This is a genomic window from Rhodococcus sp. TAF43 (genome assembly GCF_052113525.1).
GTDB lineage: Bacteria > Actinomycetota > Actinomycetes > Mycobacteriales > Mycobacteriaceae > Prescottella.
In genome coordinates this window covers 84,172-105,184 of sequence record NZ_JBFRDL010000011.1, presented here as the reverse complement: position 1 = coordinate 105,184, position 21,013 = coordinate 84,172, and the positions used below count along the sequence as shown (strand labels likewise).

Annotated in this window: 23 protein-coding genes; 13 read left to right on the top strand and 10 right to left on the bottom strand. The window is 68.3% G+C overall.

Translation table 11 applies throughout. From position 1 onward, the window contains the following. Positions 1–47: 47 nt before the first annotated feature. On the bottom strand, positions 48–2,018 hold the full coding sequence (locus tag AB4Z09_RS10020) for a glycoside hydrolase family 15 protein (RefSeq protein ID WP_174911359.1): 1,971 nt from the start codon (positions 2,016–2,018) through the stop codon (positions 48–50). Positions 2,019–2,146: 128 nt separating this feature from the next. Between AB4Z09_RS10020 and AB4Z09_RS10015 the strand changes: the two genes are divergently transcribed. The 8 genes from AB4Z09_RS10015 (at position 2,147) to AB4Z09_RS09980 (ending at position 7,925) form a co-directional block, all read left to right on the top strand. After that, positions 2,147–2,236: an Ms4533A family Cys-rich leader peptide gene (locus tag AB4Z09_RS10015; protein ID WP_368077022.1), complete on the top strand. Its 90-nt coding sequence runs from the start codon at positions 2,147–2,149 to the stop codon at positions 2,234–2,236. A gap of 249 nt (positions 2,237–2,485) precedes the next feature. Next, on the top strand, positions 2,486–3,517 hold the full coding sequence (locus AB4Z09_RS10010; RefSeq protein WP_114719074.1) for a sulfate ABC transporter substrate-binding protein: 1,032 nt from the start codon (positions 2,486–2,488) through the stop codon (positions 3,515–3,517). A gap of 92 nt (positions 3,518–3,609) precedes the next feature. Next, positions 3,610–3,834: a hypothetical protein gene (locus AB4Z09_RS10005; protein WP_174911356.1), complete on the top strand. Its 225-nt coding sequence runs from the start codon at positions 3,610–3,612 to the stop codon at positions 3,832–3,834. Positions 3,835–3,917: 83 nt separating this feature from the next. Further along, positions 3,918–4,064 carry an Ms4533A family Cys-rich leader peptide gene (locus AB4Z09_RS10000; RefSeq protein ID WP_368077021.1) on the top strand — a complete coding sequence of 49 codons (147 nt, stop codon included), beginning with the start codon at positions 3,918–3,920 and terminating at the stop codon, positions 4,062–4,064. 198 nt (positions 4,065–4,262) lie between these two features. Continuing rightward, positions 4,263–5,294, top strand: coding sequence for a sulfate ABC transporter substrate-binding protein (locus AB4Z09_RS09995; protein ID WP_442239644.1), 1,032 nt, complete (start codon positions 4,263–4,265; stop codon positions 5,292–5,294). After that, positions 5,294–6,178, top strand: coding sequence for a sulfate ABC transporter permease subunit CysT (cysT, locus tag AB4Z09_RS09990; protein ID WP_174911350.1), 885 nt, complete (start codon positions 5,294–5,296; stop codon positions 6,176–6,178). Before AB4Z09_RS09995 ends, cysT begins: the two co-directional genes overlap by 1 nt. Continuing rightward, positions 6,175–6,981, top strand: a complete 807-nt coding sequence (gene cysW, locus AB4Z09_RS09985) for a sulfate ABC transporter permease subunit CysW (protein ID WP_174911347.1) — start codon at positions 6,175–6,177, stop codon at positions 6,979–6,981. The genes cysT and cysW overlap by 4 nt, the downstream gene beginning before the upstream one ends. Further along, positions 6,978–7,925 carry a sulfate/molybdate ABC transporter ATP-binding protein gene (locus AB4Z09_RS09980; protein WP_174911344.1) on the top strand — a complete coding sequence of 316 codons (948 nt, stop codon included), beginning with the start codon at positions 6,978–6,980 and terminating at the stop codon, positions 7,923–7,925. The genes cysW and AB4Z09_RS09980 overlap by 4 nt, the downstream gene beginning before the upstream one ends. A 61-nt stretch (positions 7,926–7,986) precedes the next feature. Here AB4Z09_RS09980 and AB4Z09_RS09975 read toward each other — a convergent pair whose 3' ends face one another. Beyond that, entirely contained in the window at positions 7,987–8,922 is a 936-nt protein-coding gene (locus AB4Z09_RS09975) for a serine hydrolase domain-containing protein (RefSeq protein WP_174911341.1), read from the bottom strand. 66 nt (positions 8,923–8,988) lie between these two features. After that, positions 8,989–9,504: a flavin reductase family protein gene (locus AB4Z09_RS09970; RefSeq protein ID WP_174911339.1), complete on the bottom strand. Its 516-nt coding sequence runs from the start codon at positions 9,502–9,504 to the stop codon at positions 8,989–8,991. Positions 9,505–9,626: 122 nt separating this feature from the next. Between AB4Z09_RS09970 and AB4Z09_RS09965 the strand changes: the two genes are divergently transcribed. Next, positions 9,627–9,878: a hypothetical protein gene (locus AB4Z09_RS09965; RefSeq protein WP_254622571.1), complete on the top strand. Its 252-nt coding sequence runs from the start codon at positions 9,627–9,629 to the stop codon at positions 9,876–9,878. Between the two features lie 395 nt (positions 9,879–10,273). Here AB4Z09_RS09965 and AB4Z09_RS09960 read toward each other — a convergent pair whose 3' ends face one another. The 6 genes from AB4Z09_RS09960 to AB4Z09_RS09935 form a co-directional block, all read right to left on the bottom strand. Beyond that, a complete protein-coding gene (locus AB4Z09_RS09960; protein ID WP_174914818.1) occupies positions 10,274–11,026 on the bottom strand; it encodes a sirohydrochlorin chelatase in 753 nt (250 codons plus the stop codon). Between the two features lie 28 nt (positions 11,027–11,054). Then, the gene (locus AB4Z09_RS09955; protein WP_442239643.1) at positions 11,055–12,383 is read right to left on the bottom strand and encodes a sulfate adenylyltransferase subunit 1; all 1,329 of its coding nucleotides are present in this window, start codon (positions 12,381–12,383) and stop codon (positions 11,055–11,057) included. Between the two features lie 2 nt (positions 12,384–12,385). Continuing rightward, the gene (cysD, locus tag AB4Z09_RS09950) at positions 12,386–13,327 is read right to left on the bottom strand and encodes a sulfate adenylyltransferase subunit CysD (RefSeq protein WP_174911333.1); all 942 of its coding nucleotides are present in this window, start codon (positions 13,325–13,327) and stop codon (positions 12,386–12,388) included. After that, positions 13,324–14,067 (bottom strand): phosphoadenylyl-sulfate reductase, encoded by a 744-nt coding sequence (locus tag AB4Z09_RS09945; RefSeq protein WP_174911330.1) that lies wholly within the window; start codon positions 14,065–14,067, stop codon positions 13,324–13,326. The genes cysD and AB4Z09_RS09945 overlap by 4 nt, the downstream gene beginning before the upstream one ends. Further along, the gene (locus tag AB4Z09_RS09940) at positions 14,064–15,773 is read right to left on the bottom strand and encodes a nitrite/sulfite reductase (RefSeq protein ID WP_174911327.1); all 1,710 of its coding nucleotides are present in this window, start codon (positions 15,771–15,773) and stop codon (positions 14,064–14,066) included. Before AB4Z09_RS09940 ends, AB4Z09_RS09945 begins: the two co-directional genes overlap by 4 nt. A 169-nt stretch (positions 15,774–15,942) precedes the next feature. After that, the gene (locus AB4Z09_RS09935; RefSeq protein WP_368076962.1) at positions 15,943–16,032 is read right to left on the bottom strand and encodes an Ms4527A family Cys-rich leader peptide; all 90 of its coding nucleotides are present in this window, start codon (positions 16,030–16,032) and stop codon (positions 15,943–15,945) included. A gap of 129 nt (positions 16,033–16,161) precedes the next feature. Between AB4Z09_RS09935 and hemW the strand changes: the two genes are divergently transcribed. Beyond that, positions 16,162–17,370 carry a radical SAM family heme chaperone HemW gene (gene hemW / locus AB4Z09_RS09930; RefSeq protein WP_254622570.1) on the top strand — a complete coding sequence of 403 codons (1,209 nt, stop codon included), beginning with the start codon at positions 16,162–16,164 and terminating at the stop codon, positions 17,368–17,370. Between the two features lie 18 nt (positions 17,371–17,388). On the opposite strand, the gene AB4Z09_RS09925 is transcribed toward hemW, so the two are convergent. Then, complete coding sequence (locus AB4Z09_RS09925) at positions 17,389–17,700, bottom strand: type II toxin-antitoxin system VapB family antitoxin (RefSeq protein ID WP_031938276.1); 312 nt, start codon at positions 17,698–17,700, stop codon at positions 17,389–17,391. A gap of 241 nt (positions 17,701–17,941) precedes the next feature. Between AB4Z09_RS09925 and hrcA the strand changes: the two genes are divergently transcribed. From hrcA to AB4Z09_RS09910, 3 genes are all read left to right on the top strand, one after another. Continuing rightward, positions 17,942–18,985: a heat-inducible transcriptional repressor HrcA gene (gene hrcA / locus AB4Z09_RS09920; protein ID WP_114719393.1), complete on the top strand. Its 1,044-nt coding sequence runs from the start codon at positions 17,942–17,944 to the stop codon at positions 18,983–18,985. Positions 18,986–19,081: 96 nt separating this feature from the next. Next, on the top strand, positions 19,082–20,233 hold the full coding sequence (dnaJ, locus tag AB4Z09_RS09915) for a molecular chaperone DnaJ (protein WP_114719089.1): 1,152 nt from the start codon (positions 19,082–19,084) through the stop codon (positions 20,231–20,233). Positions 20,234–20,251: 18 nt separating this feature from the next. Further along, positions 20,252–21,013, top strand: a complete 762-nt coding sequence (locus AB4Z09_RS09910) for a 16S rRNA (uracil(1498)-N(3))-methyltransferase (protein ID WP_174911321.1) — start codon at positions 20,252–20,254, stop codon at positions 21,011–21,013.

Sequence of the window (21,013 nt, the reverse complement as noted above, 5' to 3'; positions counted from 1 at the left end):
GTCGATCGTCACACAGGCCACCGACATTCGCGGCCGTTCCGCAACGATCACGAAGGGCCGTGCGCGGGCTGGAACGTCCCGGTGTGGCCGGTTTCCTCGGCGCGGATGACGTGGACGACGGCATTGATGAGGGCCAGGTGGGTGAACGCCTGCGGGAAGTTGCCCAGGTGTCGGCCACTCTTGGGGTCGATCTCCTCGCCGTAGAGCTTGAGCGGGCTCGCGAACGAAAGCAGCCGTTCACACAGGTCCCTGGCCCGCTGCACCTCCCCGATCTCGACGAGCGCGGACACGAGCAGGAACGAGCAGATCGTGAACGTGCCCTCCTTGCCGGACAGGCCGTCGTCGGTGGACTCGACGCGGTAGCGGAGCACGAGTCCGTCCTCGGTGAGTTCGTCCGCGATCGCCAGGACCGTCGCCCGGATCCGGGGGTCGTCGGCGGGCAGGAACCGCAGCAGTGGTGCCAGCAGCAGTGAGGCGTCGAGGGACGGGTGCCCGTAGCGCTGCGTGAATACCCCGCGTTCGTCGACGCCGTGCTCGAGGATGTCGGCCTTGACTTCGTCGGCGATCTCGGACCACTGCGCCGCGTAGGCCTTCTCGCCGTGCAGGTTGGCGAGCTTGACGCCGCGGTCGAGCGCCACCCAGCACATGATCTTCGACGATGTGAAGTGCTGCGGCTCGCCGCGCACCTCCCAGATCCCGCGGTCCGGCTCACGCCAGTGTTCGATGACCTCCTGGACCTGCCGCTCGAGCAGCGGCCACAACGTCTCGGGGACCTGGTCGCGGGACCGGACGTGCAGGTACACCGAGTCGAGCAGGGTTCCCCAGATGTCGTGCTGGTTCTGGTTGTAGGCGTCGTTGCCGACCCGCACCGGCAGGGCCCCGTCGTATCCCTTCAGGTGACTGAGCTCCTCTTCGACGAGGGTGTGCTCGCCGCCGACGCCGTACATCACCTGCAGTGGGGCCGGATCGCCGTCGTCCGACTGCGCAGCGTCGAAGATGAACGAGAAGAAGTCGTTGGCTTCACGATCGAGCCCGAGGGTGTAGAGGCCCCAGAGCGCGAACGTCGAATCCCGCACCCATGCGTACCGGTAGTCCCAGTTACGTTCGCCACCGGGGGTTTCCGGCAGTGACGTGGTGGGTGCGGCGAGCAGGGCGCCGGTCGGTGCGTAGGTCAGGCCCTTGAGAGTCAGTGCGCTGCTCTGCAGGTGGCTCCGCCACGGATGGTCGGGGAAACGCCCGATCGTCACCCATTGTCTCCAGCACTCGGTGGTCTGCCACATCTTGTCGGCGGCTTCCTCGAAGGTCTGCGGGGCCGTCGGCTCCGACCACGACAAGGCCACGAACGCGTTGTCGCCCTCCACCATGCGGGTGCGCGCGCGGGCCTCGCGCCCCTCGAGTCCGAGCCGCAGATTCGACGTCAGCCGCAGCGTCGGCTGCTCGCCCGGGGAGGCGGTGCGGCACGTGGCGGTGGCCTCCTCGTACACGTTTCCGGTGTACTCCCAGTGCGCCGGGGCGCGGTGGTAGTCGAACGCCGGCTCACAACTCATCTCCAACTCGACGGTGCCGCTCACGCACTTGACGGTCCGCAACAGGATGTGTTCGGCGTCCCAGTCCGACGGTGTCCGACGGCGCGTGGGGGAGCGCTGTTCGTTGGCGTGCCACGGGCCCATCACGAGTGCGTCACGCACGATCAGCCAGCCGGTCTGGGTCTGCCACGTGGTCTCGAGGATCAGCCCACCCGGCAGGTAGCGCCGCGCAGACGGCACGTTCTGGCCGTACGGTCCGATCTGGAAGTGTCCGGCGCTACGGTCGAGGATCGCGCCGAACACACTGGGGGAGTCGGGGCGCGGGACGCACATCCACTCGACCGCGCCGTTGCGTGCGACGAGGCAGTTCGTCTCGCAGTCGGAGAGGAAGGCGTAGTCGTCGATCGGCGGGAAGACGCTGCGACGCCTCGGTGCGACCTCGTCGGAATCTCTGATCGGCGTGGTCACGGACTGCTCGGCCTGCGACGTCATCCCCTCATCATCGACCGTGCGTCGGTCAGCGTCCACAGTTCGGCGGAGGTCTCCGGCAGGGTTGTTCGGGTTCTTCGGCATCGTTCCGACTGTTCGATTACGGACGGACGTCTGCTATCGTCGGCGACGTGTCTGCTGCCGCCGCTCACCGCATCCGCCATGAACTGGCGTTGATTGCCGTCGGCGGGCTTGCAGTTGCGGATATTCACTGTTGCTGATGCGGGTCTCGGCGTTCGCTTGCGCGTAGATCCGGTCTCGACCGCACCTCTGTCGTAACCCCAGTTCCCCGCCGGTCGCGGGGAACTTCCCGTGCGCGGCTCGTGCCGAACGCCGTCAACTCCAGGACATCTGTCCGAGTTCCGACTTCAGTGTTCCGTTTTCCGTTCCGCTCTTCTCGACCCGGCATGTGCCGGGTCGGTTCTCGTACGGCATCCACAGCACCTGTGAGCCTGGTAGGAAGGCAATCCATGAGGCACCGTTCCCGTTCGTTCCTGACCGCACTCGCCGCGATCGGCGCAGTCGCGCTGACCGCGTGCGGCGGCGGCTCGAGTGACGTCGTCGGTGGCGCCGATACCGGCGCCGACGGCAGCGGCGGCACGATCAATTTGTTCGCATACGCGGTTCCCAAGCCGGGATTCGACAAGGTCACCGCCGCATTTGCCGAGACCGAGGAGGGCAAGGGGGTGCGATTCAACCCGTCCTACGGGGCCTCGGGTGACCAGTCGCGGAAGGTCAAGGACGGCGCGCAGGCCGACTTCGTGAACTTCTCGGTCGAACCCGACATCACCCGCCTCGTCGATGCCGGCCTCGTCGACGAGGACTGGAACAACGACGCCTACAAGGGGATTCCGTTCGGGTCGGTCGTGACGATCGTCGTCCGTGAGGGCAACCCGAAGAACATCCAGGACTGGGACGACCTGCTCCGGCCCGGCATCGAGGTCGTGACCCCGAACCCGTTCAGCTCCGGCTCGGCGAAGTGGAATCTGTTGGCCCCCTATGCCGCGAAGAGTGACGGTGGCAAGAACCCGCAGGCCGGTCTCGACTACCTCGGCAAGCTGGTCGGCGAGCACGTCAAGGTGCAGCCGAAGTCGGGGCGCGAGGCCACCGAGACGTTCCTGCAGGGGACCGGTGACGTGCTGCTCAGCTACGAGAACGAGGCGCTCTTCACCGAACGGAACGGTGATCCGGTCGAGCACGTGACCCCGCCGACCACCTTCAAGATCGAGAACCCGGTGGCGGTGATCTCGAACAGTCCGAACATTGCCCAGGCGACCGCCTTCCGTGACTACCTGTACACGTCGGAGGCGCAGAAGCTGTGGGCGGAGGCCGGTTTCCGGCCTGTCGATCCGGCTGTCGCGAAGGAGTTCGCGGCTGACTTCCCGCAGCCGCAGCAGTTGTGGACCATCGCGGACCTGGGCGGCTGGTCCGCCGTCGACGCGGAACTCTTCAAGCAGGGGACGGGCAGTATCGCCGTCATCTACGAGAACGCGACGAAGTAGGGACCGCGCGGGTTCCCGTGCCGCCGGTGACCGAACATGGCGACTGATGCGCCGTGTTCGGTCACCGTTTCGTCAGCGGCTAGGGTGGTCGGGTGGATCAACTCGCGAACTGGTGGGACGGCGCCGAACTGTGGGTCGCCGGCCTGCCGTTCATCCCCCAGGTCGTCCTGGTGATCGTGGTGATGATTCCTGCCTGCTTCGGGATCGCCTGGGCGCTCGACCGCGTGCTGTCCGCGCTGTTCGCGGCGGTCGGTCGCCCCGATCCGGCCGATTCCGACGTCCGGGTGGACGCACACACGAAGGTGGAGGGTTCCTGATGCCGCGCTCACGCGTGACCTTGGCGCTGATCGCGCTGATCGTCCTGGTCGTCATCGCCTGGTACTTCACCCGCTGACCGTCCGTGCCGGCGGATCGCGCCATTCGGACGTCGGTTCCGTGCTCTGCTAAAGTCTGCCGCGTGTCTGTAGTCGTCGCGCACCAGGTCCGCCATGAACTGGCGTTGATCGCTGTCGGCCGACTCGCAGTCGCCGACATCGACTGTTGTTGATTCCTGTCTCGGTGTTCGCTCTGTCGTGACACGCGCGTTCGATCCGAACGCGCTCTCTCCTCCCGTTCCGCTCAGCGGTGACGTGCACCGCGAACACCTCCCCGCATCCAGGCCTCATTCGAACCGACCGACCGTCCGGTCGGGGTCTCCGGCGCGAGCTCTTCTGCATCTGCCGGCACCGTAGGAAGGTAAATCCGTATGAAGCATCGGTTCCGCTCGTTCCTGACTGCGCTCGTCGCGGTCGGAGCAGTCGCTCTCGCCGGGTGTAGCGGCGGCTCGAGCGATGTCATGGGCGGAGTCGACGTCGGTGCGGACGGCAGCGGCGGCACGATCAACATGTTCGCGTACGGAGTCCCGAAGCCCGGCTACGACAAGGTGACCGCCGCGTTCGCCCAGACCGGCGAGGGCGCTGGGGTGCGGTTCAACCCGTCGTACGGGGCGTCCGGCGACCAGTCGCGGAAGGTGAAGGACGGTGCCCAGGCGGACCTCGTCAGCTTCTCCGTCGAGCCGGAGATCACGCGCCTCGTCGAGGAGGGGCTGGTCGACGACAGCTGGAACAAGGACACCTACGGCGGTGTCCCGTTCGGGTCCGTGGTGACGCTCGTCGTCCGCGAGGGCAATCCGAAGAACCTCCGCGACTGGGACGACCTGCTCCGGCCGGGCGTCGAGGTCGTGACCCCGAACCCGTTCAGCTCCGGGTCGGCGAAGTGGAACCTGTTGGCTCCCTATGCGGCCGCGAGCGACGGCGGGCGGAATCCGCAGGCCGGTCTCGACTATCTCGGCAAGCTGATCGGTGAGCACGTGAAGGTGCAGCCGAAGTCCGGCCGCGAGGCGACCGAGATGTTCCTGCAGGGGACCGGTGACGTGCTGCTCAGCTACGAGAACGAGGCGCTGTTCACCGAACGCAAGGGTGATCCGGTGGAGCACGTGACCCCGACGGCGACCTTCAAGGTCGAGAACCCGGTGGCGGTGGTCTCGACCGGTCGGAACGCATCCACCGCGGTCACGTTCCGTGATTTCCTGTATACCCCCGCGGCGCAACGGCAGTGGGCGGAGGCCGGCTTCCGGCCCGTCGACCCGGCCGTCATGGCCGAGTACGCCGCCGACTTCCCGGAACCGCAGCAGCTGTGGACCRTCGCCGACCTCGGTGGCTGGGACACCGTCGACAAGGATCTGTTCGAGCAGGACTCGGGCCGGATCGCCACTATCTACGAGAACGCGACGAAGTGATGACGACAGTGACGACTCAGGCGCCACAGCCGACCGTGCAGGCCGCACCACCACGGAGACCGAAGGGACGCTTCCGGCGCCGGTTCGCCGTCACCGGCGCGGTCGGTCCGTTGGGGATCGGGATCGCGGCGTTGTGGCTCAGCATCATCGTGTTGCTGCCCTTGGCGGCGCTGACAGTGACATCGTTCGAGGACGGGTGGTCCGGGTTCTGGGACGCGGTCACCGCGCCCGGCGCCCTGGCGGCGCTCCGCGTGACGATCGTGGTGTCGGTGATCGTCGCCCTGATCAACGTGGTGATGGGCACGATGATCGCGTGGGTGCTGGTGCGGGACGAGTTCCCGGGCAAGCGGATCGTGGGCTCGCTGATCGATCTTCCGTTCGCGTTGCCGACCATCGTCGCCAGCATCGTGCTGCTGTCGCTGTACGGGCCGCAGAGCCCGATCGACGTGCACCTCAATGCGACTCAGCCCGGCCTGATCGTGGCGCTCGCGTTCGTCACCCTTCCGTTCGTGGTCCGGTCGGTGCAGCCGGTGCTGATGGAGGCCGACCGCGAGGTGGAGCAGGCCGCGGCGTCGCTCGGCGCGAACAACTGGACGATCTTCCGTCGAGTGGTGCTGCCGACGCTCGCACCCGCGATCATCAGTGGCGCCGGGCTCGCCTTCGCCCGCGCGATCGGCGAGTACGGCTCGGTGGTGCTGATCGGCGGCAACATCCCGCGCGAGACCCAGGTTGCCTCGCAGTACATTCAGCAGCAGATCGAGATCGACCGTCCCGTCAGTGCGGCGGCGGTGTCGGTGACCCTGCTGGCAATCGCCTTCGCGACGTTGTTCGTGCTGCGGATCTTCGCCGCGCGCAACCAGCGCCGAGAGGAGCAGGCGCAGTGAAGATCTCACCCTTGGCGCGGATAAGCCTGCGCACCATCGTCCTCGGCTACCTGTTCGTACTCCTGATCGTGCCGATCGGCGTGATCCTGTACCGCACCTTCGAGCACGGATTCGTCGCCTTCTACCACGCGATCAGCACCCCGGCCGCGATCTCGGCGCTCAACCTGTCGCTGCTGATCGTCGCGATCGTGGTGCCGATCAACGTCATCTTCGGCATCGTCACCGCGCTGGCCCTCGTGCGGGGTCGTTTTCCCGGCCGCGGGCTGCTCCAGTCCGTCGTCGACCTTCCGTTCGCGGTGTCGCCGATCGTTGTCGGCGTCTCGCTGATCCTGCTGTGGGGTGCGAACGGGTGGTTCGGCGGCGTCGAGTCGCTCGGCCTCAAGGTGATCTTCGGGTTGCCCGGCATGGTGATCGCCACGATCTTCGTGACCCTGCCGTTCGTGGTGCGCGAGGTGGAACCCGTGCTGCACGAGATCGGGGACGAGCAGGAGCAGGCCGCGGCCACGCTCGGGGCGTCCAAGTGGCAGACGTTCTCCCGGATCACCCTTCCGGCGATCCGCTGGGGCCTGACGTACGGCATCGTCCTCACCGTCGCCCGCGCTCTCGGCGAGTTCGGTGCCGTCATCATGGTCTCGTCGGGCATTCCCGGCCAGTCGCAGACCCTGACCCTGCTCGTGCACTCCCGTTACATCGATGACCACAACACCTTCGGGGCCTACGCCGCGGCGACACTGCTGATGTCGATCGCTGTGGTGACCCTCCTGCTGATGACTCTGCTCGACCGTAAGAGGAGCACGACATGATTACCGTGACCGGGGCACGCAAGAACTACGGCGATTTCGCCGCGCTCGACGACGTCACCCTCGACATCCCGTCGGGCTCGCTCACGGCGCTGCTCGGGCCCAGCGGTTCGGGCAAGTCGACGCTGCTGCGGTCCATCGCCGGCCTCGAGCAGCCCGACTCGGGCACCATCACGATCGCCGGGAAGGACGTCACCGGGGTCCCGCCGCAGAAGCGCGACATCGGCTTCGTGTTCCAGCACTACGCGGCGTTCAAGCACATGACGGTGCGCGACAACGTCGCGTTCGGCCTCAAGATCCGCAAGCGTCCCAAGGCCGAGATCGCCAAGAAGGTCGACGACCTGCTCGCGATCGTCGGACTCGACGGCTTCCAGCACCGCTACCCGGCGCAGCTGTCCGGTGGTCAGCGTCAGCGCATGGCGCTGGCCCGTGCCCTCGCCGTAGACCCGCAGGTGCTGCTGCTCGACGAGCCGTTCGGCGCGCTCGACGCCAAGGTGCGCGACGACCTGCGCACGTGGCTGCGGCGCCTGCACGACGAGGTGCACGTGACCACGGTCCTGGTCACCCACGACCAGGAGGAGGCGCTCGACGTCGCCGACCGGATCGCGGTGCTCAACAAGGGGCGGATCGAGCAGGTCGGTACCCCACAGGAGCTGTACGACACCCCGGCCAACGACTTCGTGATGTCGTTCCTCGGGCCCGTGGCGCGGCTCAACGGGCAGCTGGTGCGCCCGCACGATCTGCGGCTCGAGCGCACCCAGATCCCGCAGTCGTTCGCGGCCACGGTCTCCCGCGTCGTGCACCTCGGGTTCGAGGTGCGGGTGGAGTTGCAGCCCAAGACCGGCGCGCAGGAACTCTCGGCCCAGATCACCCGCAGCGACGCCGAGGTCCTCGGCCTGCGGGAGGGCGAGACGGTGTATGTCCGGCCCACCGACATCACCGGGTAGCGCGGAAAGGACGAAGGCCCGGTCCCGCACGGGGCCGGGCCTTCGTGTATCCGGTACCGGTTCAGGAGCCGAGGGAACCGAAGGACAGTGATCCGCTGCTGCTTCCCTCCGCCAGCGGGCCGGCGGGAGCCAGTTCACGCATCAGCTCGAGCGCGGCGAGATCGGTCGTCGGGTTCTCCTGGTCGTCGGGAAGCACGTTCTTACCGTTCGCGAGCACGGTCACGCCCCAACCCGCGGAGGGCAGGAGGTAGGTGGCGCTGGTGCTGCCGTTCGAGGCGCCGTCCTTGAACGCGTAGGGATACGCGATGCCCTTCTGTGCCGGGTACAGCTGCCAGGCCATGCCCATCTGCGTCGAGCCTGGGGGATTCGCGAGTGTGCCGGGGGCCTCGAGCCCCTCCCACAGGAGGGTCCGGTTGTACAGGGCCTTCGCGTCCACACATTTGGGGTCGTCGCCCGGGCAGCCCGCATGCAGGTTGCCCGGATCGTCGGTGAGTCCGGACCGGTGGGTGACGAGATCCCCGAGCGTGATGGCAGATCCGTCCATCGTCGGGAACGTGACGTTCTGCTCGTAGTCCTGGGCGGGGTCGTCGAGCTCCGCCAGGCCCCGATAGATCCTCTTCGCGAGCAGTGCACCCGTGAACGTCTTGGTCTCCGATGCGATCTCGAACTGCGTCTGCGGGCCGACCTTGTGTTTGTTCTCCTTGTCCGCCAACCCGAAGTAATAGGTCGTGGTGATCGACTCGCCCGGCTGGTGTGGGTCGGGCTTGACGATCGCGATCGACATGCCGGGTGCGCTGTGGTCGACGACCGCGGCCGCGGCGCGCATGACCGTCTGGAGTTCCCAGGGGTCACCGATCACGGATCCCGGATTCGGGAGCACCGGAGTTGCTGCGGATGCCGGCGCGGTGGCGGTGGTGAGTGCGAGTGATGCTGTGGCGGCGAGGGTGAACGCCGTGGCGCCGACCCGTCGGCGGGCTCGGCGGAGAGTTCGCTGCATGGCCACGAGAATAAAGCTGCGGTAAAGATTTTCGCGCGACTATCGACGAGTCGAACGAGCGAATGATCAGGGGAGTGCCGTCCACGGACTCACGCAGTGGTAGCTCCGGTCCTGGTATACCAGTGGCGCCCCGAGGTGCTCGGGTGCGTAGATGTCCTCCACGGCGGCGGTCAGAACGGTCGCCGGGCCGGCATGCACGCTCGACAGGGGCGTACAGCGCAGGACGTGCCCGGTTCCGTGGATCATGGGTTCACCGGTCTCGAGGTGCGACCAGGACATCTCGGGGCCGAAGCGTCGGGTCCCGGGTGTGGCGAACAGCCGTGCCAGGGCGACGTTCTCGGCGGTCAGGAGGTGCACCAGGAAGCTGGCGGCGGATCCGACGACGGCGGCCGAGCCCCGATCGGACTGCAGCGAGAACCCGAGGATCGGCGGGTCCACCGCGACGGACGACACCGACGACGACGTCAGTCCGACAGGCCCGTCGTGGCCCTGCGCGGTGATGATCGCGACACCGGCGGGGTGGCCGCGGAACGCCCGGCGGAAGTCGCCGTTGAGCTGAGAAATCGGGGTGGCGGTCGTCAACGCGAGGTCCTTCGTCGGGGCGTCAGGGGGTCGTCCTCGACGCTAGAACCTGAAGTTCACTCGAGGTAAAGCGGTTGTGCCGAACGCCACGGCCGTCGGTCCGGGCACCTACGATCCCTCGTATGACGACGATCCGTCACCTCCGCAAGGCCGCGATGGCGATGCCCGAGGTGTCCGAGCCCGGCAGCGGTGACCTGCCTCCCGCGATCGGTCGGCCCGCAACCAGGGCGCTCGCCGGTGCGGGACTGTCGTCACTCGAGGACGTTGCCCGGCACACCGAATCCGAACTGCTTGCGATGCACGGCGTGGGCCCGAAGGCGATCCGGATCCTCGGTGAGGCGTTGGGTGATCGCGGGATGGCCTTTCGAACGTGATTCAGCGGGACGGGGCGAACAGCTCGCCCGGCTGAGCAGAAGGGAGAATGGTGCGCAATCGCCGGTGTGAACCAGGAGACTTTCGATGGCTGACTACTTCTATCCCGCCCTCACGATGAACATCTTGGTTGTTCTCTCGGCGTGGTGCCTGGCGAAGCCGAGTCGGCCCGCCGCCACAGCACTGGTTTCCGTTGCGGTCGTGTGGGTGTTCGCCAACGGCCCGTTGGAGGGCGGTGTCCTGTGGAGCCTGAGCCCGGAACACGGTCTGACGGTCTCCGATCTCCTGTCGGTGGCAGCAGTGGCGATTGCGGTCAGCGCATGGCGACGGACACGCAACGCCCGACCTGTCCGGAATAGGCCTCATCACCTGAGCCGCAACGAGTACCGAGGAACCGTCAAGCGGACCGTTCGATCCGGGCGTCCACGGCGAGCGTTGCTTCGTATCGATCGAGCGCGACGTCCGCGAGATGGGGGTGTGCACCGATGGTGTCGGCGAACAGCACCTCGGGGGCAGCCGCCAATGCTGCGGCACCGAGGCGGTCGGTGAGGCGGCCGGGAGCGAGGAACCACGGGGCGATCACGATGCGTTCGACCCCTCTCGAGCGCAGCAGGGAGATTGCCTGACCGACGGTGGGCTCCGCGGAGGTCGCGAAACAGGTGACAGCGCCGGCCCACCGCGTACCCTCCGCGAGGACCGCGGCCAGCCTACGGGTGTCGTCGTTCGCGGCGGTGTGTGACGATCCGACCGCCGCGAGCACGACCCCGGTGTCGGCGTCGTCGGCGGTGGCGCCGGCCGTGGTGATCCGGCTGCGCACCGCGTCGATCAGTCGACGGTCGTGCCCGAGGACGCCCGACTGCAGCACGGTCAGCTGCGGATGCCGGGCCCGGGCAGCGGCGAGGATTCCGGGCAGATCCACCCGAGCATGGAATGCGCTGCCGAGCAGCAACGGGACGGCGACTGCCGACGAATGTCCCTCGGCGGCAACCGCATCGACCACCTGATCGACCGACGGCGCGTTCAGGTCCAGGAAGCACAGCCGCACGTCGAGTTCCGGCCGCCGGGCGCGGATCGCCGCCACGGCAGCCGAGACCACCCGAGCGGATCGGGGGTCACGGCTGCCGTGGGCGACAGCGATCATTGGCGGCATCGCCGCCGTGATCAGCCGCGTCACGGTCTCAGACCCGCTCACCGAGTTCGACGGCCGCGATCGCATCGCCGACGAGTCCGGCGGCGAGGGTGTTGCCGCCGGCCGGGTCGATCAGCAGGAAGCAGCCGGTGTGGCGGTTGACGGTGTAGTCGTCCGCCACGATCTGCTCCGCGACGCGCACCGTGATCTTGCCGATCTCGTTGAGCTCGAGGGTTTCCGGGCTCAGCTCGGACGTCAGCTCCTGCTCGTCGAGGCGCTCGACGAGGGCCCCGACGATGGCCTGCGTGGTGCGGGTGCCGTGCTTGAGCAGCAGACGCGCACCCGGCCGCAGCGGCTTCTCGRCCAGCCAGCACACGGTGGCGTCGAACGTGTCGATCGGCTCGGGGGCGGAGATCGGCGAGGCGATGGTATCGCCACGCGAGACGTCCACGTCGTCGGCGAGCACCAGCGTCACACTGCGTCCCGCATGCGCGGAGTCGAGTTCGCCGTCGGCGGTATCGATCCGGGCGACCGTCGTCCGGGTTCCGGACGGCAGGATCACCACCTCGTCGCCGGGGGCGACGGACCCCGCCGCGACCTGTCCGGCGTAGCCGCGGTAGTCCGGGAACTCGGCGGTGCGCGGACGGATCACGTACTGCACCGGGAAGCGCAGGCCCACAGCGTGCTTGCCTTCATTGTCGCTGTCCACCGGCACCGACTCCAGATGCTCGATCAGCGTCGGCCCGTCGTAGTACGGCGTCTTCTCCGACCGCACCGCGACATTGTCGCCGTGCAGCGCGGACACCGGGATCTCCAGGACGTCCTCGGCGGCCCAGCCGAGCGAACCGGTCAGGGACCGGAACTCGGCGGAGATGTCGGCGAAGACCGTCGCCGGATCCTCCACGAGGTCGATCTTGTTGACCGCCAGCACCAGTCGCGGCACCCCGAGCAGCGCCAGCACCGCGGCGTGCTTGCGGGTCTGCGAGATGACGCCCTTGCGCGCGTCGACCAGCAGGATCACAAGCTGCGCGGTGGAGGCACCCGAGACGGTGTTGCGGGTGTATTGCACGTGCCCCGGGGTGTCGGCGAGGACGAACGAGCGGCGCGGGGTCGCGAAGTAGCGGTACGCGACGTCGATCGTGATGCCCTGCTCGCGTTCGGCGCGCAGGCCGTCGACGAGCAGTGACAGGTCGGGGGTGGACAGGCCCTTGTCGACCGACGCGCGGGTGACGGCGTCGATCTGGTCGGCCAGAACGGATTTGGTGTCGTACAGCAGCCGGCCCACGAGAGTGGACTTGCCGTCGTCGACACTGCCGGCCGTAGCCAGGCGCAGGAGCTTCGTCTCGCTCCGCTGGCTACGCTCGTGAAGGTCGCTCATGATCAGAAGTAGCCCTCTCGCTTGCGGTCTTCCATGGCCGCTTCGGAAACTCGGTCGTCACCACGGGTGGCGCCGCGCTCGGTGAGACGCGACGCGGCGACCTCGGCGAGGATCGCCTCGTTGTCGGCGGCGTCGGACAGGACCGCGCCGGTGGTCGAGCCGTCGCCGACGGTGCGGTAGCGCACCGAGAGCGTCTGCAGCTCTTCGCCGTCGGCCGGTCCGCCCCACACGCCCGGCGTCATCCACATGCCGTCGCGCTGGTAGACCGGACGCTGGTGCGCGTAGTAGATGCTGGCCAGCTCGACGTTGTCGCGCGCGATGTAGCGCCAGATGTCGAGTTCGGTGAAGTTGCTGAGCGGGAACACGCGCACCTGCTCGCCGGGGGAGTGCCGGCCGTTGTACAGGTTCCACAGCTCGGGGCGCTGCTTCTTGGGATCCCACTGGCCGAACGCGTTGCGCAGCGAGAAGATCCGCTCCTTGGCGCGGGCCCGCTCCTCGTCGCGGCGGGCGCCGCCGAACACCGCGTCGAAGCGGTTCTCGGCGATCGCGTCCAGCAGCGGGACCGTCTGCAACGGGTTGCGGATGCCGTCGGGGCGTTCGGTGAGCCGGCCGTCGGCGAGGTAGTCCTCGACCTTGGCCACGTGCAGGCGCAGGTTGTACTTCGCGACCACGTGGTCGCGGAAGTCGAGCACCTCCTGCAGGTTGTGCCCGGTGTCCACGTGCAGCAGCGCGAACGGCAGCGGCGCCGGCCAGAAGGCCTTGATCGCGAGGTGCAGCAGCACCGTCGAGTCCTTGCCGCCCGAGAACAGGATCACGGGGCGCTCGAACTCGCCCGCCACCTCACGGAAGATGTGGATGGCCTCGGACTCGAGGGCGTCGAGGGTGTCGAACTTGGTGCCGTCCAGCTGAAGCCGCGGCTCGGGGAGTGAGATGTCGATTGTCATGAGGCGTGCAACCCGCATTCTGTCTTGGCGGAACCGGCCCACCGACCGCTACGCGGATCGGCGCCGGGGAGAGGTTTGGCGGTGCACGGAGCGCACCCGATGGACGGATATCCCTCGTCGACGAGCGGATTCACCAGGATCGAATGCTCGTCGATGTACGCCTGCATGTCGTCGTCCGACCATGCGGCGATGGGATTGATCTTCACCAGTCCGAACGCCTCGTCGAAGGAGATCAGCGGGGCGTTCGCCCGGGTGGGGGACTCGACCCGGCGGATGCCGGTGACCCACGCCCGGTAGTTCTTCAGCGTCGCCTTCAGCGGCGCGACCTTGCGCAGCGCGCAGCAGCGATTGGGCTCGCGGGCGAACAGGTCCTTGCCCTCGGCCGCGTCCTGCTCGGCGACCGAGGCCTCGGCCTGCGCGTTGATGACGTTGACGCCGTACACCTGCTCCACCGCGTCGCGGGTGCCGATGGTCTCCGGGAAGTGGTAGCCGGTCTCCAGGAACAGCACGTCCACGCCGGGATGAACCTGTGCCGCAAGGTGAACGAGCACCCCGTCCTGCATGTTGGATGCCACGATGTAGCTGTTGCGATACCCCGTCGCTTCGCTCGCCCCGGCCCCGAAGGTGTCCTCCGTCCACCGCAGCAGTTCCCGCGCGGAGGCGCCGTCCAGTTCCGTGGCACCCCGCGCGGCCAACGCGCGGAGGTCGTCCTCGGTCGCCGTCGTCAGATCAACCGTCATCGCAAATCCCCCTCGTCTGCTCGAACTGCCCACTGTGCGAAGCGTTCACCCTCGTTGCGGTGCTTCACGAAGTTGCGCACCACCCGGTCGATGTAGTCGCCGAGTTCCGCGCTGGTCACCTTGTGCTGGCGCAGCTTCCGGCCGAAGGCGCTGTCCAGGCCGAGGCTGCCGCCCAGGTGCACCTGGAAGCCCTCGATCTGGTTGCCCTCGCCGTCGTCGACCAACTGGCCCTTGAAGCCGATGTCGGCGATCTGGGACCGGCCGCACGAGTTGGGGCAGCCGTTGATGTTGATCGTGATCGGGACGTCGAGCTGGGCGTTGATGTCCGCGAGCCGCTCCTCGAGCTCGGGTGCGAGCACCTGCGAGCGCTTGCGGGTCTCCACGAACGACAGTTTGCAGAACTCGATACCGCTGCACGCCAGCAGGTTCCGGCGCCAGTGCGACGGCCGCGCGTGCAGGCCGAGCGGCTGCAGTTCGGCGATCAGCTCCTCGACCTTGTCGTCGGCGACGTCGAGCACGATCAGCTTCTGGTAGGGCGTGAAGCGGATGCGGTCGGAACCGATCCGCTCCGCCGCGTCGGCCACCTTGGTGAGGATCGTGCCCGACACACGACCGGCGATGGGGGAGAACCCGATCGCGTTGAGGCCGTTACGCAGCTTCTGGACACCGATGTGATCGATCGGGCGCTCCGGCTTCTCCGGCGCGAGGCCGTCGATGAGCTTGCGCTTCAGGTACTCGGTCTCGAGCACCTCACGGAACTTCTCGATTCCCCAATCCTTGATCAGGAACTTCAGCCGCGCCTTCGCACGCAGACGGCGGTAGCCGTAGTCGCGGAAGATCGAGACCACGGCCTCCCACACGTCCGGGACCTCGTCCAGCGGCACCCACACGCCGACACGCTGCGCCAGCATGGGGTTGGTCGACAGGCCGCCGCCCACCCACAGGTCCAGGCCCGGGCCGTGCTCGGGGTGGTTGACGCCCACGAACGCGACGTCGTTGATCTCGTGCACCACGTCCTGCTGTCCGGAGATCGCTGTCTTGAACTTGCGCGGCAGGTTCGAGTATTCGGGATCGCCGATGTAGCGGCGGACGATCTCGTCGATCGCCGGCGTCGGGTCGAGGACCTCGTCGAACGACTCGCCGGCCAGGGGAGAGCCGAGCACGACGCGCGGGCAGTCGCCGCACGCCTCGGTGGTCTTGAGTCCGACGGCCTCGAGTCGCTTCCAGATCTCCGGGACGTTCTCGATCTCGATCCAGTGGTACTGGACGTTCTCGCGGTCCGAGAGGTCGGCGGTGTCACGACCGAACTCGGTGGACAGTTCGCCGACCGTGCGCAGTTGCTCGGCGGTGAGCGCGCCCGCGTCGCACCGCACCCGCATCATGAAGTACTTGGCCTCGAGCAGGTCGATGTTCTCGTCGCCGGTGAAGGTGCCGTCGTAGCCCTCTTCGCGCTGCGTGTACAGGCCCCACCAGCGCATACGCCCGCGCAGGTCGGCCTTGTCGATGCTGTCGAAACCCTGCTTCGAGTAGATGTTCTCGATGCGCGCGCGGACGTTGAGCGGGTTGTCGTCCTTCTTGATCTGCTCGTTCGCGTTGAGCGGCTCGCGGTAGCCGAGGGCCCACTGGCCCTCGGAGACACGCTTCTTCGGACGCGCGGTGCGCGCCGGCGGGCTCACGGCAGATTCGGCGTCGGTGGTCGACGTCATGGGTGCTCCTGAATTTCGTGAATCTCACGGTGCACCGGTCGAAGACAGGGGAGGAGGGCTGTTTCCTCGCGGGGATCGTCCTCGGCCGGCCGGGATAAGCGGGCAGAAACGGGGAGACGAACACAGGCGAGCGTCGACTGCACTCAGGGCAGGGGGACGCCGGGCTGCTTTACACGCCGCAGGGCAGACAACAACAGCTACAGACACGCTTGAGGTCGACGTGGCGTCTGGCCACCAATCGCACCCCGGTATCTGTCATGGCGGCCATTCTGCCATGGGATTTGCCGTCTGCCGACCACTGGGGACATATTTCCCCCAAATTCTCGGGAAATGTCCCGATCTCGTGGGGGAACGTGGCGCCGATGACGGCGGCTGGGACACTGGAGACGTGAGTGGATCTGCTGCCTCGACCCCTGCCGTCGACTCGATACCCTTCGAGCTTCCCGACTCGGCCCTGGCGGGAGTGGGGACGCGTCCGTTCGGGATCTACGTCCACGTGCCGTTCTGCGCCACGCGGTGCGGCTACTGCGATTTCAACACCTACACCGCGGGGGAGCTGGGCACGTCCGCGTCCCCGCAGTCCTGGCTCGAGGCTCTGAAGCGGGAGTTGGCGCAGGCCGCCGACATCACGGGTGGGCCCGCGGTCGACACCGTCTTCGTGGGTGGGGGCACGCCCTCGCTGCTCGGTGCGGACGGTTTGGCGGAGGTTCTCGGGGCCGTGCGCGGCAGCTTCGGGCTGGCTCCCGGGGCGGAGGTCACCACCGAGTCGAATCCCGAGTCCACGTCACCCGAGTTCTTCGGCGCGCTGCGCGGCGCCGGCTACACGCGGATCTCGCTCGGGATGCAGTCCGCGGCACCGCACGTGCTCAAGGTCCTCGACCGCACCCACACGCCGGGGCGGGCCGTGGCCGCCGCGCGTGAGGCGCGCGCAGCCGGGTTCGACCACGTCAACCTGGATCTCATCTACGGCACGCCCGGAGAGGGCGACGCCGACCTGGACGCCTCGCTCGACGCGGTGCTCGGTGCCGGCGTCGACCATGTGTCCGCGTACGCGCTCATCGTCGAGGACGGCACCGCGCTGGCCCGCAAGGTCCGGCGCGGCGAGCTGCCTGCTCCCGACGACGACGTCCTCGCGTCCCGCTACGAGCGCATCGACGCGCGTCTCGCCGAGGCGGGCCTGCGCTGGTACGAGGTGTCGAACTGGGCGGCCGACGACGACGCCCGCTGCTTCCACAACCTGGGCTACTGGGACGGCGGCGACTGGTGGGGCGCCGGCCCCGGAGCGCACAGTCACATCGGCGGAGTGCGGTGGTGGAACGTCAAGCACCCCGCGCGGTACGCGGACCGCCTGTCCGCCGGGGAGCTGCCGGTCGGCGGCAGCGAGACCCTCAGTGCCGAGGACGTGCACGTGGAGCGGGTGATGCTCACCGTGCGGCTGCGGACCGGGTTGCCGCTGGCGGACCTGTCCGAGGGTGAGCGTGCGGCCGCCGAGCGGGTCGTCGCCGACGGACTCGCGACGATCGCCGACGACCACCTGATCCTCACTGACCGCGGTCGGCTGCTCGCCGACGCCGTGGTCCGGGACGTCCTCGACTGAACCGGAGGGGCGGGGGTATCAGTCGTCGGCGAGGGCGGCGTCGTAGTCGTAGACCCGGGCGTGCAGGACGACGCGATTGCGCAGGGCGGACCGGACCGCGTGGTGGACGCCGTCCTCGAGGTAGATGTTGCCCTCCCACAGCACCGCGTGCGGGAACAGGTCGCCGTAGAACGTGGAGTCCTCCGACAGCAGTCGATCGAGTTCCAGGACTCTCGTGGTGGTGACGATCTCGTCCAGTCGCACCTGGCGCGGGGGGATCTGCGCCCAGTCCCGCAGCGTCAACCCGTGCTCCGGATACGGCTTGCCGTCCCTGACACCCTTGAAGATCATCGCTCTAGCCGCCTGAGTTCCTCGTGTGGACCGGATCACCAATGCCGGTCACCCCGACGGTCACCCTACGGCCTGCGACGGCTGTTCGGTTCGTACCGAATGCCCGGCGCGGCCTGCGGCGTTCGGAATCGCGCCGGCCATTAGACTGGGTAGCGAGGTGGGCACGAAGCACGGCGGTGCCCGCGTACCGGGGGCCACCACGTCGGGTCCCGTTCTCGTGGCGAAGTGGAGGTGGGCAGCGGTGTCGAGTACGGATGAACGGAGATTCGAGGTTCTCCGGGCGATCGTCGCCGACTATGTCGCCACCCAGGAGCCCATCGGATCGAAGGCGCTGGTGGAACGCCACAACCTGGGCGTTTCCAGCGCGACGATCCGGAACGACATGGCGGTACTCGAGGCCGAGGGCTACATCACGCAGCCGCACACCAGTTCGGGCCGGGTGCCCACCGACAAGGGGTACCGGCAGTTCGTCGACCGCATCGCCCAGGTCAAGCCGCTGTCGTCGGCCGAGCGGCGCGCCATCCTCGAGTTCCTCGAGTCCGGTGTGGACCTGGATGACGTCCTGCGTCGCGGTGTGCGATTGCTCGCACAACTCACCCGCCAGGTCGCCGTCGTGCAGTACCCGACGTTGTCGGCGTCGTCGGTGCGTCACCTCGAGGTGGTGGCGCTCACGCCGGCACGCCTGCTGCTGGTGCTGATCACCGACTCGGGGCGCGTCGACCAGCGGATCGTCGAGCTCGGTGACGTGATCGACGAGGAGGACCTGTCGCGGTTGCGGGCCCTGCTCGGCGGGGCGCTCGAGGGCAAGCGACTCGCGGCGGCGTCCATCGCGGTGTCCGAACTCGCGGAGGATGCGCCGGAGAACCTGCGTGACGCCGTGGTCCGGTCGGCGACTGTGCTGGTCGAGACGCTGGTGGAGCATCCCGAGGATCGGCTGGTCCTCGGCGGCACCGCCAACCTCACCCGCAATGCGGCCGACTTCACGATGCAGGCAGGATTGCCGGGGTCGCTGCGTTCGGTGCTCGAGGCGCTCGAAGAGCAGGTGGTGGTGCTCAAGCTGTTGGCCGCCACCCAGGATGCCGGTCGCGTGACCGTGCGGATCGGCGAGGAGACCCAGGTCGCGGAGATGCGCGGCACGTCGGTGGTCTCCACCGGTTACGGGGCCGCCGGCACCGTCCTCGGCGGTGTGGGGGTCCTCGGACCGACTCGGATGGACTATCCGGGAACAATTGCCTCGGTGGCTGCCGTTGCCAGGTACATCGGCGAGGTACTCGCCGAGCGATAGCGTGCGGCCGGGCACCCGCACCGGTCCCGGATCTTCCGGCACCGGAGCTGCTCACCGTGTGATGCGAACGAAGTAGAGAAGGACGAGATACCCAAAGTGGCACGGGATTACTACGGCACGCTCGGCGTCGGGCCGAACGCGACCGACCAGGAGATCAAGCGCGCATACCGGAAGCTCGCCCGCGAGCTGCACCCCGACGTCAACCCGGACGAGTCGGCGCAGGCGCGGTTCCGCGAGGTCTCCACTGCGTACGAGGTGCTCACGGATCCGGAGAAGCGGCGCATCGTCGATCTCGGCGGCGATCCGATGGAGTCCGGCGGTGGCGCGGGTGCCGGTGGCTTCGGTGGAGCCGGTTTCGGTGGTCTCGGTGACGTCTTCGAGGCGTTCTTCGGTGGCGGCGGTGGCGGCGGTCGCGGGCCCAAGGGGCGCGTGCAGCCGGGCGCCGATTCGCTGCTGCGCACCAAGCTGACCCTCGACGAGTGCGCCACCGGTGTCACCAAGCACATCACCGTCGACACCGCGATCCTGTGCGACAGCTGCACCGGCTCGGGCACGCACGGCGATTCGCAGCCGGTCCGCTGCGAGACGTGTGGCGGCGCGGGTGAGGTCCAGTCCGTGCAGCGGTCGTTCCTCGGCCAGGTGATGACGTCGCGTCCGTGTCCGACGTGCCGTGGCGCCGGTGAGACCATCCCGGACCCCTGCCACAAGTGCGGCGGCGACGGCCGCGTCCGCGCCCGCCGCGACATCTCCGTCAAGGTGCCCGCCGGTGTCAGCAACGGCATGCGTATCCGGCTCGCTGCGCAGGGTGAGGTCGGCCCCGGCGGCGGCCACCCCGGCGACCTGTACGTCGAGGTGATCGAGCAGCCGCACGACGTGTTCGTCCGCGACGGCGACGACCTGCACTGCACCATCCGCGTCCCCATGGTCGACGCCGCGCTCGGCACCTCGGTCACGCTCGACACCATCATCGACGGACCCACCGAGATCACCGTCGACCCCGGCACCCAGCCCGGATCGGTGTCGATCCTGCGCGGCCACGGGATGCCGAAGCTGCGCTCGGGTGTCCGCGGCGACGTGCACGCCCACCTCGAGGTGGTGATCCCGTCGCGCCTCGACGGCAAGCAGAGCAAGCTGCTGCAGGAGTTCAAGAACCACCGCGACCGCGACCACGCAGAGGTCGTGTCCACCGGTTCGCAGAACAGCGGGGGCCTGTTCTCCCGCCTGCGTGATGCGTTCAGTGGACGCTGACCGACGCGGGGTCCGCTGATGGCCGCCACCGTCTTCTATCTCGATCCGCTGCCCGACGTCGGGCAGCTTGCCGTGCTCGACGGGCCCGAGGGCCGTCACGCCGCGACGGTGCGGCGCATCAAGCCGGGGGAGCGACTGCTCCTCGCCGACGGTCGCGGTGGGATCGCCGACGCGACGGTCACGGCCGCTGCAAAGGACCGGCTCGACCTCGAGGTGACCGCGCGCCGCGATCAGCGGCCGCCGTCGCCGGCGGTGACGCTGGTGCAGGCGCTGCCCAAGGCCGAACGCTCCGAGTTGGCCGTCGAGCTGGCCACCGAGGCCGGGATCGACGCGGTGGTGCCGTGGCAGTCGTCGCGGTGCGTGGCCCGCTGGGAGGGCGCCAAGACTCAGAAGGGTGTCACGCGCTGGCGGAACACCGCGGTGGCCGCGGCCAAGCAGGCGCGCCGTGCGTTGGTCCCCGAGGTCGCCGAACTCCATCACACCCCGCAGGTGCTCGAGCGGGTGCGCGACGTGGTCGGACGCGGTGGCGTCGTCGCCGTGCTGCACGAGTCGGCGCAGTTGCCGCTCGCGTCGCTCCCACTGCGGGACGCCCCCGAGGTGATGCTGGTCGTCGGCCCCGAGGGCGGGCTATCCGACGACGAGGTCGCCGCGCTCACCGCGGCCGGCGCGACCGCGGTCCTGCTGGGTCCGACGGTGCTGCGGACGTCGACGGCCGCGGCCGTCGCGTTGGGTGCGATCGGTGTGCTGACGGATCGCTGGACGACGGCACCGCTCCAATAG

What these genes read in the sequence shown, in the direction of transcription:
- AB4Z09_RS10020 (WP_174911359.1), bottom strand. Translation starts at nt 2,018, where the DNA reads ATGACGTCGCAGGCCGAGCAGTCCGTGACCACGCCGATCAGAGATTCC.
- AB4Z09_RS10010 (WP_114719074.1), top strand. Translation starts at nt 2,486, where the DNA reads ATGAGGCACCGTTCCCGTTCGTTCCTGACCGCACTCGCCGCGATCGGC.
- cysT (WP_174911350.1), top strand. Translation starts at nt 5,294, where the DNA reads ATGACGACAGTGACGACTCAGGCGCCACAGCCGACCGTGCAGGCCGCA.
- AB4Z09_RS09980 (WP_174911344.1), top strand. Translation starts at nt 6,978, where the DNA reads ATGATTACCGTGACCGGGGCACGCAAGAACTACGGCGATTTCGCCGCG.
- AB4Z09_RS09975 (WP_174911341.1), bottom strand. Translation starts at nt 8,922, where the DNA reads ATGCAGCGAACTCTCCGCCGAGCCCGCCGACGGGTCGGCGCCACGGCG.
- AB4Z09_RS09965 (WP_254622571.1), top strand. Translation starts at nt 9,627, where the DNA reads ATGACGACGATCCGTCACCTCCGCAAGGCCGCGATGGCGATGCCCGAG.
- AB4Z09_RS09960 (WP_174914818.1), bottom strand. Translation starts at nt 11,026, where the DNA reads ATGCCGCCAATGATCGCTGTCGCCCACGGCAGCCGTGACCCCCGATCC.
- cysD (WP_174911333.1), bottom strand. Translation starts at nt 13,327, where the DNA reads ATGACAATCGACATCTCACTCCCCGAGCCGCGGCTTCAGCTGGACGGC.
- AB4Z09_RS09945 (WP_174911330.1), bottom strand. Translation starts at nt 14,067, where the DNA reads ATGACGGTTGATCTGACGACGGCGACCGAGGACGACCTCCGCGCGTTG.
- AB4Z09_RS09940 (WP_174911327.1), bottom strand. Translation starts at nt 15,773, where the DNA reads ATGACGTCGACCACCGACGCCGAATCTGCCGTGAGCCCGCCGGCGCGC.
- AB4Z09_RS09935 (WP_368076962.1), bottom strand. Translation starts at nt 16,032, where the DNA reads ATGACAGATACCGGGGTGCGATTGGTGGCCAGACGCCACGTCGACCTC.
- AB4Z09_RS09925 (WP_031938276.1), bottom strand. Translation starts at nt 17,700, where the DNA reads ATGATCTTCAAGGGTGTCAGGGACGGCAAGCCGTATCCGGAGCACGGG.
- AB4Z09_RS09910 (WP_174911321.1), top strand. Translation starts at nt 20,252, where the DNA reads ATGGCCGCCACCGTCTTCTATCTCGATCCGCTGCCCGACGTCGGGCAG.